This is a genomic window from Bacteroidales bacterium, assembly GCA_012519055.1.
GTDB lineage: Bacteria > Bacteroidota > Bacteroidia > Bacteroidales > Salinivirgaceae > JAAYQU01.
In genome coordinates, this window is the sequence record JAAYQU010000023.1 from 14,413 (window position 1) to 33,077 (window position 18,665).

The 18,665-nt window shown below is 36.3% G+C and carries 12 protein-coding genes; 2 read left to right on the forward strand and 10 right to left on the reverse strand.

Annotation, left to right across the window (positions count from 1 at the left end):
* Window positions 1-85: 85 nt before the first annotated feature.
* The 3 genes from GX311_04535 to GX311_04545 form a co-directional block, all read right to left on the reverse strand.
* A complete protein-coding gene (locus tag GX311_04535) occupies window positions 86-2,731 on the reverse strand; it encodes a valine--tRNA ligase (GenBank protein ID NLK15646.1) in 2,646 nt (881 codons plus the stop codon).
* A gap of 101 nt (window positions 2,732-2,832) precedes the next feature.
* Window positions 2,833-3,870: a tRNA dihydrouridine synthase DusB gene (gene dusB / locus GX311_04540; protein NLK15647.1), complete on the reverse strand. Its 1,038-nt coding sequence runs from the start codon at window positions 3,868-3,870 to the stop codon at window positions 2,833-2,835.
* 212 nt (window positions 3,871-4,082) lie between these two features.
* Window positions 4,083-4,949 (reverse strand): UbiA family prenyltransferase, encoded by an 867-nt coding sequence (locus GX311_04545; protein ID NLK15648.1) that lies wholly within the window; start codon window positions 4,947-4,949, stop codon window positions 4,083-4,085.
* Between the two features lie 239 nt (window positions 4,950-5,188).
* On the opposite strand from GX311_04545, the gene GX311_04550 reads away from it, so the two are divergent.
* Window positions 5,189-6,358: an amidohydrolase gene (locus GX311_04550; protein NLK15649.1), complete on the forward strand. Its 1,170-nt coding sequence runs from the start codon at window positions 5,189-5,191 to the stop codon at window positions 6,356-6,358.
* Window positions 6,359-6,485: 127 nt separating this feature from the next.
* On the opposite strand, the gene GX311_04555 is transcribed toward GX311_04550, so the two are convergent.
* From GX311_04555 to GX311_04570, 4 genes are all read right to left on the reverse strand, one after another.
* Window positions 6,486-7,187, reverse strand: a complete 702-nt coding sequence (locus tag GX311_04555) for a T9SS type A sorting domain-containing protein (GenBank protein NLK15650.1) — start codon at window positions 7,185-7,187, stop codon at window positions 6,486-6,488.
* Between the two features lie 62 nt (window positions 7,188-7,249).
* On the reverse strand, window positions 7,250-8,071 hold the full coding sequence (locus GX311_04560; protein ID NLK15651.1) for an Omp28-related outer membrane protein: 822 nt from the start codon (window positions 8,069-8,071) through the stop codon (window positions 7,250-7,252).
* An 11-nt stretch (window positions 8,072-8,082) separates the two neighbouring features.
* Window positions 8,083-9,723 carry a hypothetical protein gene (locus tag GX311_04565; GenBank protein ID NLK15652.1) on the reverse strand — a complete coding sequence of 547 codons (1,641 nt, stop codon included), beginning with the start codon at window positions 9,721-9,723 and terminating at the stop codon, window positions 8,083-8,085.
* Between the two features lie 87 nt (window positions 9,724-9,810).
* Entirely contained in the window at window positions 9,811-10,302 is a 492-nt protein-coding gene (locus GX311_04570; protein ID NLK15653.1) for a TlpA family protein disulfide reductase, read from the reverse strand.
* 643 nt (window positions 10,303-10,945) lie between these two features.
* Between GX311_04570 and GX311_04575 the strand changes: the two genes are divergently transcribed.
* Window positions 10,946-12,904: a fructose-1,6-bisphosphatase gene (locus GX311_04575; GenBank protein NLK15654.1), complete on the forward strand. Its 1,959-nt coding sequence runs from the start codon at window positions 10,946-10,948 to the stop codon at window positions 12,902-12,904.
* Between the two features lie 107 nt (window positions 12,905-13,011).
* Here the strand turns inward: GX311_04575 and GX311_04580 are convergent, their stop codons facing one another.
* The 3 genes from GX311_04580 to GX311_04590 all read right to left on the reverse strand — a co-directional run bounded on the left by GX311_04580 (window position 13,012) and on the right by GX311_04590 (window position 18,498).
* Window positions 13,012-15,036, reverse strand: a complete 2,025-nt coding sequence (locus tag GX311_04580; GenBank protein NLK15655.1) for a hypothetical protein — start codon at window positions 15,034-15,036, stop codon at window positions 13,012-13,014.
* Between the two features lie 96 nt (window positions 15,037-15,132).
* The gene (gene mutS, locus GX311_04585; GenBank protein NLK15656.1) at window positions 15,133-17,745 is read right to left on the reverse strand and encodes a DNA mismatch repair protein MutS; all 2,613 of its coding nucleotides are present in this window, start codon (window positions 17,743-17,745) and stop codon (window positions 15,133-15,135) included.
* Between the two features lie 165 nt (window positions 17,746-17,910).
* Window positions 17,911-18,498 (reverse strand): YqgE/AlgH family protein, encoded by a 588-nt coding sequence (locus GX311_04590; protein NLK15657.1) that lies wholly within the window; start codon window positions 18,496-18,498, stop codon window positions 17,911-17,913.
* Window positions 18,499-18,665 lie beyond the last annotated feature (167 nt).

An 18,665-nucleotide genomic window follows, 5' to 3' on the forward strand; every position in this document is an offset into this window, starting at 1 on the left:
TTATAAAGTCAAAAAAATAAGAACACATATTAATTTAGCTGAAAAACAATTAAAAATCAGTAACCCTATTTTAATTGTTCATTGCTCATTGTTCATTGCTAATTGCTTTAAGTTGATTTTCAATTGCCTCAATTTTCGCCTCTGCATCAGCCTGTTTTTTTCGCTCAGCTTCGACAACCTTTTCTGGTGCTGAATTAACAAATTTTTCATTGCCCAATTTTTTCATTACTGAGGTTAGAAATCCCTTTGTATAATCCAACTCTGCCTGAAGTTTTTTTATCTCCTCGTCTTTGTCAATCAATCCAGAGAGGTTAACAAAAAGCTCGTGTGTGCGAACCATCTGGACAACAGCTCCTTCGGGTTTCTCGTTTATCAAGCCAAAATTCTCAATATTTGTAAGTTTTTCGACTATTGCGCCGTATTCGAGTTTAAAATTGTCGTCCCCCGATTTCAACGATGCCGAAATAGCCTGTTTAAAAGGGATATTTTTTTCGGTGCGTATAGTTCTGATTGCACTTATAATTTCGCAATGTATATCAAACAAATCAATTTTGGAATCATCATAAGTTTGACACTTAGGCATTTCGCTTATCATTATTGACTCTCCGGCTTTGCGTTGTTCAAGATTTTGCCAAATTTCTTCGGTAATAAATGGCATAAACGGGTGCAACAAGCGTAACATTTTATCGAAAAATCCGACAGTTGCACTATATGTTATACTGTCCATTGGGGTTCCGAAAGCAGGTTTGACAATCTCAAGATACCAGCTTGCAAAATCATCCCAAAATAGTTTATAAACTGTCATCAGAGCCTCGTTGATACGGTAATTATTGAAATGGTCATCAATTTGAGATATTGCAAGATTCAATTTGTTGTTAAACCAATCAATGCCTTGTTTTGCCGAAAGTGGCTGATTTGCAGCATTATCGACATTCCACGATTTTACAAGTCGAAAGGCATTCCAAATTTTGTTTCCAAAATTTCTTCCCTGTTCGGGTAGCGAATCATCGTAAAGCAAATCGTTTCCGGCAGGTGAACAGAGTAACATGCCAACTCTCACTCCGTCAGCACCATAGATTTTCATTAACTCAATGGGGTCGGGCGAATTGCCAAGCGATTTTGACATTTTACGTCTCAGATGGTCGCGCACTATCCCTGTGTAATAGACACTCGAAAAGGGTATCTCTTTTCGATACTTCAATCCCGCCATAATCATTCGGGCAACCCAGAAAAACATAATCTCGGGAGCGGTAACTAAATCATTTGTAGGATAGTAGTATTTGATATCGGGATTATCGGGATTATTAATTCCATCAAAAACCGTCATGGGCCACAACCACGATGAAAACCAAGTATCAAGGCAGTCATCGTCTTGACGTAAGTCTTTGATTGTAAGACTATTGTTTCCCGTTTTCTCTTTTGCTAACACAAGTGCCTCTTCAATCGTCAGAGCCACAACATAATCTTTACCATCAGGCAAGTAATAAGCGGGAATACGTTGCCCCCACCACAACTGACGGCTAACACACCAATCCTGAATATTTTCCATCCAATACTTGTATGTGTTCTTGAATTTTGAAGGATAAAATTTAACCCTGTCGCTCATAACTGCTTCAAGTGCGGGTTCGGCTAAGTCTTTCATTCGCAAAAACCACTGCAAAGAGAGTTTGGGTTCAATAACAGCATCCGTGCGTTCCGAAAAACCGACCTTATTTATATAATTCTCTGTTTTTACCAAATTTCCAGCTTTCTCCAAATCGGCAACTATCTCATTTCTAACATCAAAGCGATCTTTTCCGATATAGAGAATTGCTTTTTCGTTCAGAGTTCCGTTCGGATTGAATATATCTATAAAATCGAGCTCGTGTCGCTTTCCTATTTCATAGTCGTTGATATCGTGAGCAGGAGTGATTTTCAAGGCTCCTGTTCCAAACTCCATATCAACATACTCATCTTCAATAACTTTCACTGCTCTGTTTATTAGCGGAACAAGCACCTCCTTGCCAACAAGATTTTTAAATCTGCTGTCATTAGGGTTAACACAAACGGCTGTATCTCCCAAAATTGTTTCAGGGCGAGTTGTGGCAATGGTTATATATTGTGTTGGGTCATCCTTTACAAAATAACGCAGATAGTAAAGTTTCGATTCAACTTCGCGATGAACAACCTCCTCATCGCTAACTGCGGTCAGTGCTTGCGGATCCCAGTTTACCATTCTTACGCCACGATAGATAAGTCCTTTGTTATATAAATCTACAAAAACCTTTAAAACGCTCTGCGACAAAGGCTCGTCCATAGTAAATTTTGTTCTTCGCCAATCGCACGAAGCTCCCAATTTCTTTAACTGTTCGAGAATAATTCCGCCATGTTTCTCTTTCCACTCCCAAGCGTGCTCGAGGAACTGTTCGCGTGTGAGTGATGATTTTTCAATCCCCTCATTTTTAAGTTTTTCCACAACTTTTGCTTCGGTGGCAATAGATGCATGGTCAGTTCCCGGAACCCAACATGCGTTTTTCCCTTGCATCCGTGCACGACGCACCAAAATATCTTGAATAGTATTATTCAGCATGTGTCCCATATGCAACACACCTGTCACGTTTGGTGGCGGAATAACAATGCAATACGGTTCACGATTATCGGGTTCTGAATTAAAAAAGCCATTGTCAAGCCAATATTTATACCATTTGTCTTCGGTTTCGGCAGGATTATACCTTGATGATATTTCGGTCATAATTATATGTTGTTACGATAAAAAAATAGTTGACAAAGATAGTGATTTTAGTTTATTGATATTTTGCGAAAAAGGGTTTACTGCCACATTTTCAGACTAAACTATAAGTTTTCTAATTTCTTACAACAATTGTCAACCAAATGATTATTCTGTAGTGGCATATCGCCCCACTCTTGTTTGATATGGTTTAAGATTTCGACAACCTCATCATACGTTGGGGCTGTAACTAACTTCAGTCTTGTCTCTTTAAAGTTCGGAAGTCCTTTAAAATAGTTGCTAAAATGCTGACGCATCTCCAAAACTCCGTATTTTTCGCCTTTATTCTCAATGCTTTTCAAAAGGTGCATATGAGTTAGTTCAACCCTTTCGGTTACAGTTAGTGGAGGCAGATGTTCCCCTGTGTCTAAATAGTGTCTTATCTCCTTAAATATCCACGGTTTGCCGATAGCTCCGCGCCCAATCATTACTCCATCGACACCATATTTATCGAAAGCATTTTTAGCATCTTCAGAACTTTTTATATCGCCATTTCCGATAATAGGTATCTTTATGCGAGGATTATTTTTTACTCTGCCAATCGGTTCCCAATCAGCAACACCCCTGTAAAACTGCGACCTTGTTCTTCCGTGAATGGCGAGCATTGCTATACCAACGTCTTGAAGTTTCTCTGCCAATTCTTCGATAATTATTGAGTTCTCGTCCCAGCCAAGTCGAGTTTTTACGGTAACAGGTAGCTTAACGGCTTTAACTATCGAGCTTGCGATTTCAACCATTAGCTCGGGTGTGCGCAACATACCTGCGCCTGACCCTTTTGTTGCAATTTTTTTTACAGGACAACCAAAGTTAATATCTATAAAATCAGGGTTATATGACTCTGCAACCTTTGCCGCCTCGACCATTGAGTCGTGATTGTTCCCAAAAATTTGAACAGCCATTGGTCGCTCGTAATCGAACATAACAAGTTTTTCGGTTGACTTTTTAATTGAGCGTATCAGTGCCTCGGATGCAACAAACTCGGAACACATTACATCAACCCCAAAATGTTTACATATATACCTGAAAGTAATATCTGTAACATCTTCCATTGGTGCTAAAAAAAGCGGCTTGTCGCGTAACTCGATATTTCCTATTTTAACCATTCAAAAAGTTTACAATATCTTGATTTTAAACTAAGTATAAATATTATAATTTAAACAATAGTGTCTTTAAATAATTCTATGTTTGGGCTGAAGCCCAATTTTGTGTGCCTATAACCTCTCCACGACTTAAAAGTCGTGGCAATTGATATAAGTCTTTTAATTATTAATTCAGTTTTGTTGTCTCTCGATTTCCGACTTCTAACTTTTAATTTCTAATTTCCAATTTCCAACAGCTCCCATACAGCCAAAATAGCAAAAAGAACAGAAGCCAGACCGTTCAAATTAAAAAATGCAAAATCAACTCGACTTAAATCATCGGCTTTCACAATTATATGCTGATAGATTAATAATCCACAAAAAACAGATACCGCCAACACATACTTATAACCAAAGCCACCAACAAAGATAGTTGCAATAATGAAAGCTGCTGACATACAATGAGTTAACCGTGAAATACATAATGCTCGTTCTACCCCAAAATGAGCGGGTATCGAAAAAAGTCTGTTTTGACGGTCAAACTCCTCATCTTGAACAGAATAGATAATATCAAAACCACTTACCCAAGCCCAAACAGCAAAACTTAAAAGTATCGGCAAAATTCTAAATTCGCCCGAAACAGCCAAAAATGCGCCTATTGGTGCCAATCCCAATCCTATACCTAAAATGTAGTGGCTGATAAATGTAAAACGCTTAGTAAAACTATATCCCAAAACAACAAGTAAAACTATTGGGCTTAAATAGAAACACAATCTGTTGATAAACCAAGTAACAACAATGAATGCAACAGAATTGATTATAACAAAAATCAGTGCATTCGATGGTTTTATAACTCCTTTTGGTATTTCACGACTTGATGTGCGCTCGTTTTCTTTATCAATACGTTTGTCAACGTAGCGATTAAATGCCATAGCAGCATTGCGGACAAAAACCATACACAGTAAAACATAAATGAGCGTTTTTATATCGAAACCATAATTATAATAGTTGGTTGCCATGAAAAAACCCACTATTGCAAAAGGCATAGCAAACAACGTGTGGCTAAATTTTACCAACGACAAATAGAGTTTTATTTTACCCATTTTAAAAATAGTACAAGTGCACAAATTTAGCAAAAAACCTTGTGTTTCCGAGATTATTATAGTATCATCGTATTGTTTACGTTACAACAATTAAAAAATCCCGTAGGGATTATGGGTTACATAAAACAAATGACAAAAGCCGAAAAAAAACAATATTAATTAAGAATTGTAATAATTATCTCTTTTATTAATTTCGACTATCTTTACAAATAATTTAGGCTTTTAAATTCAATATAAACATGGATCAAAATAAGATTAAAGAGCTGGTTGAAGATATTATTCCACAGGTTGAGTCATGGTATAAGTGGTTACATCAAAACCCTGAGCTATCTGGAAAAGAGTTTAAAACAAATCATTTTATTGTTGATAAGCTAAATAAATTAACACATAAGGGCATTAGAAATATTGCCGGTACAGGCATTGTTTGCGAAATTCAAGGAAAAGAGCCCGGCAAACATATTGCTTTCAGAGCCGAACTCGATGCACTCCCCATTGAAGAGAAGACCAAAGTAGAATATAAAAGTAAAAACAAAGGCGTTATGCATGCCTGCGGACACGATTTTCACATGGCTGCTCTGCTTGGAATTGCTACAATTGTCAGTGAAAACATAAATTCATTAAAAGGTAAAGTTACATTTATTTTTCAGCCTTCGGAAGAATCTCTTCCTGGTGGAGCTTTACAAATGATAGAACGAGGATTATTTGCCTCCAAAAAACCCGATTTAATTATAGGACAACACGTTTTGCCCGACCTGCCAACAGGATACGTAGGATTTCGTTCGGGAGCATATATGGCTTCAGGAGACGAAATTGAAATTACGATTGAGGGAAAGGGTGGTCACGGAGCACTGCCACACCTTGCAAACGATGTTGTGTTGGCTTTGTCACAAACAATTGTGTCGTTGCAACAAATAAAATCAAGATTTGTAAATCAAACAGAACCTTTTGTTCTAAGCTTTGGGAAAATTGAAGCTAACGGCGCCACAAACATATTGCCAGAAACAGCAACTGCGCATGGCACAATGCGAACATTAAACGAAACGTGGCGCGAAGCTGCCAAAGAACAGATAATCAATATAGTCGAAAAAACAAGTCAAGTGTTTGGCTGCAAAGGTAGCGTTAATATCCGTGACGGTTATCCTGTTTTGATTAACGACAAGCACGAAACCGAACAATTAAAACAACTTGCCATAAACATTCTTGGTGAAGAAAAGGTTGTTGATTTACCAATTAGAATGACAACTGATGACTTCTCTCGTTTTGCTCAATTGATTCCTGCTGTTTATTATAGGATTGGCGTAACAAACAAAAACAAGAAAGATGTTGGTTTACACTCCCCTACATTTTTACCTGATATTTCAGCTCTTAAAACAGCAATGTTGCTACCATTAACAGTTATTTTTCAATAGAAAGCATCTTTGCAGAACTCACATTAATTATGGTCACTTGTATAAAAGTAAAAAGTACCCTGCTTTTACAACAGCAGAGTACTTTTACCACAAAAATTATGAAAACTTAAAAAACTTATCTTTAAAGCTACTGCTTAATCAATTTTTTTGTTTCTATTATTTTTCCGTTATCAGTTAATTGAACCATATAAATTCCCGATTTTATAAAACTTAAATCTAATAGTTCTTGATCACTATTAAGCTGCTGCGAGAACATAAGCTGACCAATAGCGTTAAATACTTTTACCGTTTTACCGTATCCTCCTGTAATATTTAGCTCACCATTTGTTGGGTTTGGATAAATTTTCATGTGAACTTTATCAGCTTCTTTGATAGAAGTAAAATAATCGGCAACAACAACAATACGAGTAGAATCACTTGGATTATTACTATCAAAGGCTGTCATTGCTATTCTTGCAATACCTTCTTCTGCAGTTTCTGAAAAAATTTCAACACCTAAATTTTCTTCTGAAAACTCACCAGGTTGAATCGTTACAAATCCGGGGCTCTCATTAATGTGTGGAGGTAAACAAGCACCAGCCCAACAAAACGAGATCTCTATTTCTCCAAATGTTTCTAAAACTTGTTTGCGGAACTTGACCTCAACAGGATTTTCACTTACGTTTTTCACCTTCAGGTATGTAGCCAAAAAGTCTCCTGCATTTCCTTTTACAACATAATTCTGACCTGCTGGAATAATATTTCCATCTAAGTCATATATTTCAATACTTTGAGCACCGAGAAAGAATGATGCCAAAACAAAAATTACAAATAGTAGTTGTTTTTTCATAAGCTTATGTTTTTTAGTTAGTATTATGGCTGCAAAATTCGTGCCTTATATATTGATTTTTATTACTCAATATTTTTGTAATTTGTTTGTAAAACCTCATCATCTATGTTAGTAACAAAAACAACGACAGAAAGTTTATTTACCCTCCATTCCCCGTCAATAGACACAGAATATGTAGTATCAAACTCATTTTGGTCATTAAAAACAAAATTGTTTCCTAAATGACTTGTTGTAAATCCGTGTCTTAACATATGATTATGAACGTAATCGTCTACCGTTTCACCTCCCGGAAAACGTTGTGCTCCTACAACTGAATCTTCAACTAATAAAGTAAATACTTTTAAATCGTTTAACGCAATTTCAGGTTTAGTGTTTTTTATTTTTATATTTGTCTTGATATCACTACTAACAACACTGTTTTCAATTTCTATTGAAAGGCTTGTTGATACCTTTAACGACTCTTCTACCTGTCCTGCCCAATCTGTTGCTGAACTTTGGTTAGATGATAACAAAGATGATACTATACCGGCAGGGTAACCATTGGGAATAATATGATCATGCAAAGCGGTACCAAAATTGGTTCTATAATCGTATGGCAATGATGCAGTAGGTATTGCAAACTTCCCTGCATGAATTGCGATTGGCAACAACTTATCTCCATAAGCATCTTTTAATAAGTTAATTTGAGCGTGTGCCTCCGGGCAGCTTGTACATAGAAAGCCTGTAAATTCAATTAAAAGCACTCTTTTCGTAACATCAGTAGAAACCGTATCACCATGACCGCCACCACCAACCGCTTCATATGGATTTCCTTCTATTATATCACACGAATGCAATATAAATGTTGCAAAAGCAACTGCTAATATCAAATATATTGTCCTCATAATCTCTCTTTTTAAAATGTACTTGATATAGAAAAATTAAATCCCGTTGATGCAGGTACAACTCTACAAACTCCTCCAACACATATTACACCCATACTCTGCCTTCCATATCCTATTTGAATTCTGTTTGAACCCCTTGTGTAACCCCCACGTACCATAAAGTAGTGCAACTGTTTATCAACTTCTGGATTACCATAATTGTATTGATCAATAAGTGCGATGAACCAATTAGGCGAGATGGTATATTCCAATGTTCCTGCCAACCAACTTCCGTTTTCCTGTTTTGTTTCAAGATACTGTAATTCAGCTCGTAGAGTGTGTTTTGGACGTATACGGTATGACAGGTCTCCAACAAAAATAAACGCCTCTATCATACCATCTTTTCCTTCTAAAACTTGTTTATTATAGGCTGTATATTGCGCTGTAAAAATACCAGATAGTTTGCTTGTTAGTCTCTTTTGCACCTCTAGGCACAAATCTTCATAGTACCTCTCCTCCCCAACGCTTAGAAACTTGGTTTCATATCTGTTCCAGTGCGGTCGAAGTGAGTCAAACATTGGTAAATTAGTTGTGTCAATGCTGTTAACCCTGCTGTAACTTAATGTAACAAGTGTTCCATATTTACCACCTAATGGTGTATTTCTTTTAAAACGATAAAATATTTCTCCTTTTACACCGGCTTCGCCGTTTAGTGTTGTTGCATAGGGGTACATTGCCGCCATACTATAAGTATGATTTCTCGATATAGCCGGCAAGTAATTGATAAGCAAGTCATTCTGACGAGCGTTTCTGTCTGACCTAAAACTCATATTATTTAGCCACTTCCCTCCAACTATTAGTCCAAAGCTTCCTACTGTGTATGATAAATCAGTCATTATTGCTTGTCCAGGCTGATAGTTGTTTTGATTATCAGCAGAAGGGTCGTTAACTTTGTATGCATATTCAGATACCAATGTAAAACCCCCATTTTGAATATTTAAACGTGATGCAAACAGGGCAACATTTTCAGGTAACTTTAATAACGGATTTTTATCGGGTTGATATTTAGATACGAAGCTCCCACCAAGGGTTATTTGAGTCTTCATACTGTCAAGTTTAAAAGCTTCGTTTAGTTGAAACTCGCCATCTATTCCCCTGACAATACCGGGACCTTGACCAAAAAAGAGTCTCTGTTTTCCGACTAATCCCTTAAAATATATGCCATTATAAGGATTGTGTTTTACCAAAACTCCCTCAAAAGCATTATCTATACCTAAAGTTTTATCTTCATATGCGCGCAAAGCCATACCGCTTCCAAACTGCTCATAAAAGTTTCCTACAGTAAACTCTAATTCGTTATTTTTATAATTGAAAAATTTATACGGAATACCTGTCCCATCATAGTTTTTTGATATTCCTTGCATTGTGTTCAAATAAGCCTCGAAACGGATCCCTGCTGTAAGCTTTCCGTAATTGTATCTCAAATTACCGTAGGCATTAATTAGAACATCTTCCGGTGCCTCTTCTGCTCCTGTTAAACTATCTTTAACATAAGTTTGTCCATCAAGTTGAAAGTTTCCCGAGAACTGACCCCGTATTTCCTCATCTACTTGTGAAAAGCCTGAATATGATAACAATAGTGCAATAGCTATTGTCGGTAGTTTTATGCGCATTTCGATTCTGTTATTTAATTTAACAGTAGTTGCAAATAGCTATTTGATATTACAACCACAATAATAAAATGAAAAGAAGCTTACTAATTACTTTTTAAGCCCCTTTATTTTTTTGTATAGCTCTTCTTCGTCTCCTTCAACATATCCGCTATGCTGCCAAACAATATTACCTGAACCATCAATCAAAAATGTATGGGGAGGGTTTGCTACGTTCATTGCTCTTTTAAAGTCGCCATTTGGATCGCAATAAACCTCAAACTCCCATCCTTTAGCGTTAACAAAAGGAGCAACACGAGACATACTTCTGGTATCGTCAATTGAAATTGCGACTATTTTAACTCCCGTCTCTTCTTGCCAGTCAATATAATTATCGTGAAAAGCAGAAAGCTCCTTAATACAGGGTTTGCACCAAGTTGCCCAAAAACTTATAACAATTGGTTTCCCTTTATTTGTTATTATTGAAGAGGTATTGCAAGTTTTACCATTAATGGTTTTTAAATCTACTGATGGTATTTTTTGAGCTGATAGCGAAGTTGCAATTACAATCATTAAAATAGAAAATAGAATTTGTTTTTTCATTGTTTAATAATTTTATTGGTTTAAAGTTTAACGAAAAATAACGCTTAGATATTATTTACACAAATCTAATCCAAATTTTATTGTTTATTACATTACTTTAAAACAAAACGCCCCGTAATTGTCATAAAATGCGCTCAAGTGTAGTGTGACAATATCATAGCGGACCGGGGCATTTTGTTGGATAGCTGAGAAAAAATTCATGCAAGAATACCACCATTTTTTAATACTGTCAACTATTTTACCGCTACAAAACCACTACAACAACATATTATTAAGTCAATAAATTGCCACGTCAAATATTAAAACTTTAATGTTTTCAACATATTAAAGAATTGAAAACTCACTATAATTAATTCCATTGTAAAAAAAGCATCGGACCTATATTATCCAGAAACACAACTACTTGCTTAAAGTAAATTAAATTACACTTCAATGGAAAACATCATCACTGCAAAATATTAAAACAAAAGCTGTTAGAATGGCAAAATATCGAATAGGACAAAAAGTTCAGATAGCTTTTACAACTGTAAGCTGATAATTTTCTCCTCTCTAATAAAACTGTGTTACTAAATCTTGTCAATGAGCTTAAAACGCTTGTTAGATTGTTCTTAAATCTTATCTTTGTAAAAATTAAAAAAAAGCTATGACCGATACTGAACTGAGACTTCTAAAATCATTGTCGCAAAGGTATCCGACAATTCAAAAAGCAAGTACCGAAATTATTAATTTAAGTGCGATTTTAAACCTGCCAAAAGGCACAGAACACTTTATCTCCGATATTCATGGAGAATACGAAGCGTTCACACACATACTGAATAATGCATCGGGGGTTATAAAAAGAAAAATTAATGATGTGTTCAAAGATAGTTTGCGACAGTCGGAAAAATCACAATTGGCAACATTAATATATTATCCAAAAGAGAAACTCCGATATATCCTCAGAACCGAAGAGAACCCCAAAGAGTGGTATAAAATTACACTACACAGACTAATAGAAGTTTGTCGCAATGCCAGTGGAAAATATACTCGCTCTAAAGTTAGAAAAATGTTGCCCGCCGATTTTGCTTATGTTATCGAAGAGCTTTTGCACGAGCACGACTTAGATGTCAACAAATCAGAGTATTACAACTCTATTATAAATGCAATAATCGAAACCGGTAGAGCAGACGCGTTTATATACGAAATTTGTGTTCTAATAAGAAGACTTACAATAGACCGTTTGCATATTGTTGGGGATATTTATGACAGAGGTCCAAGTCCTGATGTTGTTATAGATACACTTATGCAGTATCAAGACGTTGATATACAATGGGGCAATCACGATGTTGTTTGGATGGGTGCTGCACTTGGCTCTAAGGCTTGTATAGCCTCTGTAATTAGAATGGCTGCCAGATACGACAACTTAGCGATAATTGAAGATAATTACGGAATAAATCTGTTGCCCTTAGCCACATTTGCAATAGAAACATACGGAAGTGAGGAGTGTCTCCCGTTTAAACCAAAAGTCCAAACCAACTACTCGGAATCACAAGAGATGCTTGTAAGGCGAATGCATAAAGCTATTAGCATTATTCAATTTAAACTTGACGGACAAATTATTGACAATAATCCATTATTTGATATGGAACATGTCAAACGCATGCATCGTATTGATAAAGAAAAAGGTACAGTTGAAATTGACGGTGAAATCTATCCACTAAAAGATACGAGTTTCCCAACATTAGATCCTAAAAATCCATATAAGCTGACTGAAGAAGAGACGACTGTGATAGATAGATTGCAAAGTGCGTTTTTGACATCAGAGAAGTTAAGAAAACACATACAGTATCTTTTCGATAAGGGAAGCATGTATCTGACATACAACTCCAATTTGCTTGTGCACGGATGTATTCCCTTAAATGAAGATGGCTCACTGAAAGAGGTTAAGGTTTTGGATAAAAAACTAAAAGGAAAAGCACTGTTCGATGAGCTTGAAAAAATCATGAGAAGAGCAATGGCTAATGCAAATCAAGGTTTGCCAAACTCATACGAACTTGATTACTTTTGGTATCTGTGGCAGGGACCCGACTCTCCTCTTTTCGGAAAAAGAAAAATGGCAACTTTTGAAATGTACCTTGTTGAAGATAAAAAAACTCACGAGGAAGAGAAAAATTCATATTTCAAACTACGAGACGACGAAACAGTTTGCAACAATATTTTAAAAGAATTTGGTCTTAACCCTGATGATAGCCATATTATTAATGGACACACGCCAGTTAAGTTTTCAAGAGGTGAAAACCCTGTTAAAGCCAACGGAAAGTTAATTGTAATTGACGGTGGAATGTCAAAAGCATATCAACCTGTTACAGGAATAGCTGGTTACACGCTGATATACAACTCTTATGGTTTGATATTGGTAGCTCATAAATCTTTTGAATCGAAAAAGAAAGCTATCGAAGAGGAGGTTGATATAAGCACCATGCAGACCATATTGAAACGTGTTACAAGCCGCAAACGTGTTGGCGATACAGATATTGGTATTGAGCTTCAAAAGCAGATTAAAGACTTAGAGTTCTTGTTAAAGGCTTATCGCGAGGGGATTATACGGGAGCAAAATGTGTAAGAAAGTATAGAACACGGATAACTCAGATGTAATGATTAAAAGGTGAAAGGAGAAAGGTACAAGGTAAAAGAAATTGACAATTACTTTCAACTTTTACTTTTTAATTTTTATCTATCTTCAATTTTATCTAATAGTTTTTGAGACTCCACATCTCCCAAATTTATTGCATTCTGAAGGTCTCGCTTTGCTTTCGGAATATCGTTTAGTTCGATAAAGGCGACAGCTCTGTTGTAATAGATGTCTCTCTTTTGACTGTTATTTGTAGATGTTTCTAAAGCCTTGGTTAAGTGCAAAATAGCTCCTATATAATCTTTCTTGAGCAGTAGAGCCGTGCCTATATTGTAATCGCTGTCGGCTGAAGTTTCGTTATCCAACACAACTTCTTTGTATTTGCGAGCAAAAAGAGAGATGTTGTCAATACCTGTTTTTTGAAGATAAGTTCTATTTATCTCTTTTAGTTTTTCAAAATCTCTGCCTCTATCGGTATGTTTTATAATGTTGATAGTGTTGTTGTTAGCGCGTATGCATGCCTGTTCGACTATTCCTCGGTTAAAAACTGTGTTGTCAACCATTAGCATGGAATCCATTGTGTTTTTTTCAACATTATTCATATCGAACAAGATGTTTACCAATGCTAAAGTTTTCTCGTCCTTTTCAAGAAAATAGTATGATTTTCTGCGGTTAAAAAATGTGTTTGAAATATAACGAAAATTCTCTCCCTCGGTTCTAATTGGGTTAACCATAAAGGAAAAATCAATGTTATATAAATCGGCTGGCGTGTAATAATTATTTGGAGTATTAATTTTCTTTTCTCTTATACCAAAGTCCTTTGAATTATGGTTAAAGTCGCTCCATTTTATTCTTTGATGTTCACTCCACGGCATGAGATTAAAATGTTCTTTATCTTCTATTTTAAACTCTTGGTTGATATCAAAATTTACGGTTGAGCCGTGCTTGACTAAATAATCAAAAGCACTTGCCGTTTTATCGCTTAGAGGAAGATTATAGTTTGTTTTCCAAAAAACGGAGTCAAATCCTACGGCAAGAATTCTTTCATAATCGTTTGATAAACAGGGATCGCTTGTGAAAACTGGGTCGATATAAGACGCTCCCTCGTGGAACAGCAAAAACAGAGCTTTTGTATTTATTTTCATCGTCTGCTCCGATGAGAAATAATCGATATCATAATTGACAGTTATATATTTAATGTGTTGCAAGTTTTGTGGATTGTAAACAATCTGAATGTCAATGTTTAATAGTTCTAATCTATGTTGTGGGTTTATTGGCGCGAAAACACTCTTTTGAGGTTTCTCGATTAACAGGGCAACTTTTACTATCTTTTTAGTAGCTATATCGAATGTCAAACTGCCGCTAAAAATATTTTTGTCTTTTGCCTTAAATGTATATATTATGTAACTATTTGTACCACCAGTTCTTGCAGTTATTATATAGTTCTTTTTGATTGAATTTAGGCTCATCTTTCCGGGCCACAAAGGTAAATATGTGTTGTCGTCGGTGCTGTACAGTTTGTAGTTTATCAGAATATCAGACGTATTTAAACTATAGAAATAAGAATTTGAATCGTGACCATATCTGCCCATTTTGAGATTTGCGTTTGCAATACCTGAATTATCAGTATATTCGCAATTATACAAACCCTCGATAATTTCGACTGGCAATATCCCATTAAAGCTACTTAACGAAAAGAATGTTTTACCAAAATATCCGCTTTTAGATTTTCGATAACTGTCAACGATTGAATAAAAGTTTTTGTAAATCAAATGCGGGTCTTTTTCGACAACTTTTACTTCGTCTAACATTATGCTTGTAGGCTTTAACTTGATAACGCTGATTTTGCTAAAATCCTGTATGGCAACAGTTTTGCTTTCAAATCCCATAAATGAGAAAATTACTGAGTCTCCAATGTATTTATTTTCAATAAATAAGGAGAAAAACCCCTCGTAAGATGAAATTGTTCCGTAACTTGTGTTTTTAATCTGTATAGAGACGAATGACAGGGCTTCTAAACTTTGTTCTGCAACAACTCTACCTTTAATAGTAAGTTGACTGAATGCCTTCATTTGAAAAAATGAAACGGCAAACAACGTTAGTGCAAATACCGAGATTCTCATATTATTAAAATTTGTTTTATGTTCGAGTTTTGGAACACGGATAACTCAGATGTAACGGATTTACACGTAGAGACGGTGCATACTCCGTCTCTACAACTATTTTAGTCCAATTATTTTCTTAATCTCGTTCAGTTTGTTAAGGGCTTCAAGTGGTGTGATATTGTTGATATCAAGGTTTTTAATTTCGTTACGGATTTGCATCAAAGTTGGATCGTCTAATTGAAAGATGCTCAACTGATAACCTTCGCGCTTGCTTCCTAAATCTTTTACTGGCTTGGTCAGTTTTTTTTCTCCTGCGCTACCCTCCAATTCTGAAAGAATTTGCTCAGCTCGTTTAACAATTGTAGGCGGCATTCCTGCCATTTTTGCAACGTGAATACCAAAACTATGCTCACTACCGCCTCTCACAAGCTTTCTTAAAAATATTATTTTGTTGTTTACCTCCCTAACCGAAACATTATAGTTTTTTATTCGTTTAAAGGTCGATTCCATTTCGTTAAGCTCGTGATAATGAGTTGCAAACATGGTTTTAGGTCTATGTTTTGTGTGCTCGTGCAAATACTCAACTATCGACCAAGCTATTGAGATACCGTCGTATGTACTGGTGCCACGTCCTAACTCATCGAAAAGGACTAAACTTCTCTCCGACAGATTGTTAAGAATGCTGGCGGCTTCGTTCATCTCAACCATAAATGTCGATTCTCCCAACGAAATATTGTCAGAAGCCCCCACACGAGTAAATATCTTATCAACGACACCTATTTTTGCCTCTTTTGCAGGAACATAGCAACCCACTTGTGCCATCAAAGTAATCAGCGCGGTTTGTCTTAAAAGCGCAGATTTACCCGACATGTTTGGACCGGTAATGATAATTATTTGCTGATCATCGTTGTTTATAAACACGTCATTAGCCACATATTCTTCGCCTAGTGGCATATGTGTCTCGATAACAGGATGTCGTCCTTGTTTAATATCTATATCCAAACTATCTGTTACTTCTGGGCGGCAATAATTATTTGATATGGCGACAGTCGCAAATGACTGCAGACAGTCGAGACGTGCAATTAAGTTTGCATTAAGCTGAATAGAAGCGACATAGTCTGTCAACGATACAATCAAGTCATTAAAAAGCTGCTTTTCTAACTCAATAATTTTCTCTTCTGCACCTAAGATTTGCTCCTCATACTCTTTAAGTTCGGGGGTTATGTATCTTTCAGCACTTACGAGGGTTTGTTTACGAATCCATTCTGACGGTACTTTATTTTTATGTGTATTCCTAACCTCAATATAATATCCAAAGACATTATTGAATGCTATTTTCAAACTTGGTATTCCTGTTTCGCTCGAATATTTCTCCTGCAACTGCGACAGATAGTCCTTTCCGGTGAAGGCTATGTTTCTCAATTTATCAAGCTCGGCATTTACGCCATGAGCAATAACATCTCCCTTTGTAAGATTTGGCGGTGGCGTAGGGTTTATCTCTTTCTCTATCCGTTCTATCATGATTTTACAGAGCTGTATCTGTTCGGCAATACGCTTCAATACAGGCTCGGAGGCTTTGCCTAGAAGCTCTTTTAGAGGTTCAAGCGCGGTTAATGATTCTCCCAAAGCAACCAGTTCGCGTGGATTTATCCGCAAAACGGCAACCTTTGTTATCAGTCGCTCTAAATCTCCTACTTTTCTGATATAAGACTGTGCATCTTCCATCGAAGTCCTATTATCTAAGAACCATGAGACAACATTATGCCTGTCGTTGATTGTCTGAACCTGTTTTAATGGTAACGCAAACCAACGTTTAAACAAACGACTACCCATTGGAGTCAGGGTGTTATCAATAGTCTGAACAAGAGATTTTCCCTTTTCGTGAAGAGCCTCAAAAACCTCAAGGTTGCGAATAGTAAATTTATCTAACCATACAAACCTATCCTCATCAATGCGCGAAAGAGAAGTTATATTTCCTAAGTTTTTATGATGTGTTAGCTCGAGATAATGCAATATAACCCCAGCCGCGATAACCCCATGCTTAAAGTTTTCGATACCAAAACCCTTTAAAGATTGGGTTTCAAAACGCTTAGTCAATATATCGTATGCGGTATTATATTCATAAGCCCATTCGTCCATTCCAAAAGGAAACGCCTTAGTATCAAATAGCTCTTTGAATTTTGCTTTTTGATCTTTTTCGAATAAAATCTCTTTGGGATTAAAACTTTGCAAAAGTTTGTCGATATAATCGACTGTACCCTCTGCAACAAAAAACTCTCCTGTCGATAAATCTAAAAATGCTACGCTACTTAATTTATTGTCAAAATAGACCGAGGCAAGAAAGTTGTTCTCTCTGCCATTTAAAATATTTTCGTTTATGGTTGTTCCGGGGGTAACAAGCTCAGTAATACCACGTTTAACTATTGTTTTAGCTTGTTTGGGATCTTCAAGCTGTTCGCATATCGCTACTCTTTGTCCTGCTCTGACCAGTTTGGGCAGATACGTATCCAAAGCATGATAAGGAAAACCCGCCAACTCGACTGATGAAGCCGCACCATTTGCACGGCGTGTCAATGTTATTCCAAGTATCTCGGAGGTTTTTATAGCATCTTTTTCAAAGGTTTCATAAAAATCGCCAACACGAAACAGAAGAACAGCATCGGGATGCTTCTCTTTGATTTTATAATACTGTCTCATCAATGGCGTTTGAACGGCAGAACCTTTCATATGTCTATAATTTTTTCTTCTAAGATCATACGAAACTTACGTGCCAAGTTAGGTTGGCATGTTCGTTTCATACATTCATTATTTTCCCCAAATTTACTGTTTAGAATTCAGATTTCTCTAAAAAACGGCAAATGATTTTTAAAGAGTTATTCACAACGGTCCGCTTTAGTTCATTGCAGGCTCATCAGGGACGTGTAGCCATGGTTTAAATCGTTGTCCTAACGATTCAATACATTCGTCCCAAAGATCGCGTGGCGAATTAATTATTTTGTCAGCAGATAATTTTGAAACAACCCATTGTGAACGAGAGAGTTCGTCGTCTAACTGTCCTGGCTCCCAGCCACTATATCCAACAAAGAATTTTATTTGTGTTGTGTCAACCGAACCAGCTTTCATCAGCATTTGCATCTGTTCAAAATCCCCTCCCCAGTATAAGTTTGATTTTAGCTTCTTTGCCTCTCCAAATCTGTCGCCCAATGTGTGAATAAAATGTAGGGAGTTGAGTTCTACCGGACCACCCAAAGAGACATTATCGGGAATACTGGGAAATTTATCAAAAATTTCTTGCATTGGAAGGAAAAGTGGTTTGTTTAGAACAAAGCCAACTGTCCCTTTTCTATTATGTTCGACTATTAGGACAACCGATTTTTTAAAAAACATATCACGTCCCAAGGGTTCTGAAATAAGAATAGAACCTTTGCGAACCTTTGCTGAATCATCATTTACAATAAATATGTCGTCAAACTCTTCCATAGACATTGTTTGCAATAATAACAAAGAAACAAAAAAAATCTGTTTTCCCCTGTGTCAATGGTATAAAATTTCGTTAACAACGTGTTAAACTTGACTATCGGTTGTTTTTCTTTGACCATACATACTACCCACATACAACATTATTCCATAGATAATCTTGTCCCGTA

Excerpts from the sequence above, each read along its gene's own strand:
- GX311_04535 (NLK15646.1), bottom strand. The coding sequence starts at position 2,731 with ATGACCGAAATATCATCAAGGTATAATCCTGCCGAAACCGAAGACAAA.
- dusB (NLK15647.1), bottom strand. The coding sequence starts at position 3,870 with ATGGTTAAAATAGGAAATATCGAGTTACGCGACAAGCCGCTTTTTTTA.
- GX311_04545 (NLK15648.1), bottom strand. The coding sequence starts at position 4,949 with ATGGGTAAAATAAAACTCTATTTGTCGTTGGTAAAATTTAGCCACACG.
- GX311_04550 (NLK15649.1), top strand. The coding sequence starts at position 5,189 with ATGGATCAAAATAAGATTAAAGAGCTGGTTGAAGATATTATTCCACAG.
- GX311_04555 (NLK15650.1), bottom strand. The coding sequence starts at position 7,187 with ATGAAAAAACAACTACTATTTGTAATTTTTGTTTTGGCATCATTCTTT.
- GX311_04560 (NLK15651.1), bottom strand. The coding sequence starts at position 8,071 with ATGAGGACAATATATTTGATATTAGCAGTTGCTTTTGCAACATTTATA.
- GX311_04565 (NLK15652.1), bottom strand. The coding sequence starts at position 9,723 with ATGCGCATAAAACTACCGACAATAGCTATTGCACTATTGTTATCATAT.
- GX311_04570 (NLK15653.1), bottom strand. The coding sequence starts at position 10,302 with ATGAAAAAACAAATTCTATTTTCTATTTTAATGATTGTAATTGCAACT.
- GX311_04575 (NLK15654.1), top strand. The coding sequence starts at position 10,946 with ATGACCGATACTGAACTGAGACTTCTAAAATCATTGTCGCAAAGGTAT.
- GX311_04580 (NLK15655.1), bottom strand. The coding sequence starts at position 15,036 with ATGAGAATCTCGGTATTTGCACTAACGTTGTTTGCCGTTTCATTTTTT.
- mutS (NLK15656.1), bottom strand. The coding sequence starts at position 17,745 with ATGAAAGGTTCTGCCGTTCAAACGCCATTGATGAGACAGTATTATAAA.
- GX311_04590 (NLK15657.1), bottom strand. The coding sequence starts at position 18,498 with ATGGAAGAGTTTGACGACATATTTATTGTAAATGATGATTCAGCAAAG.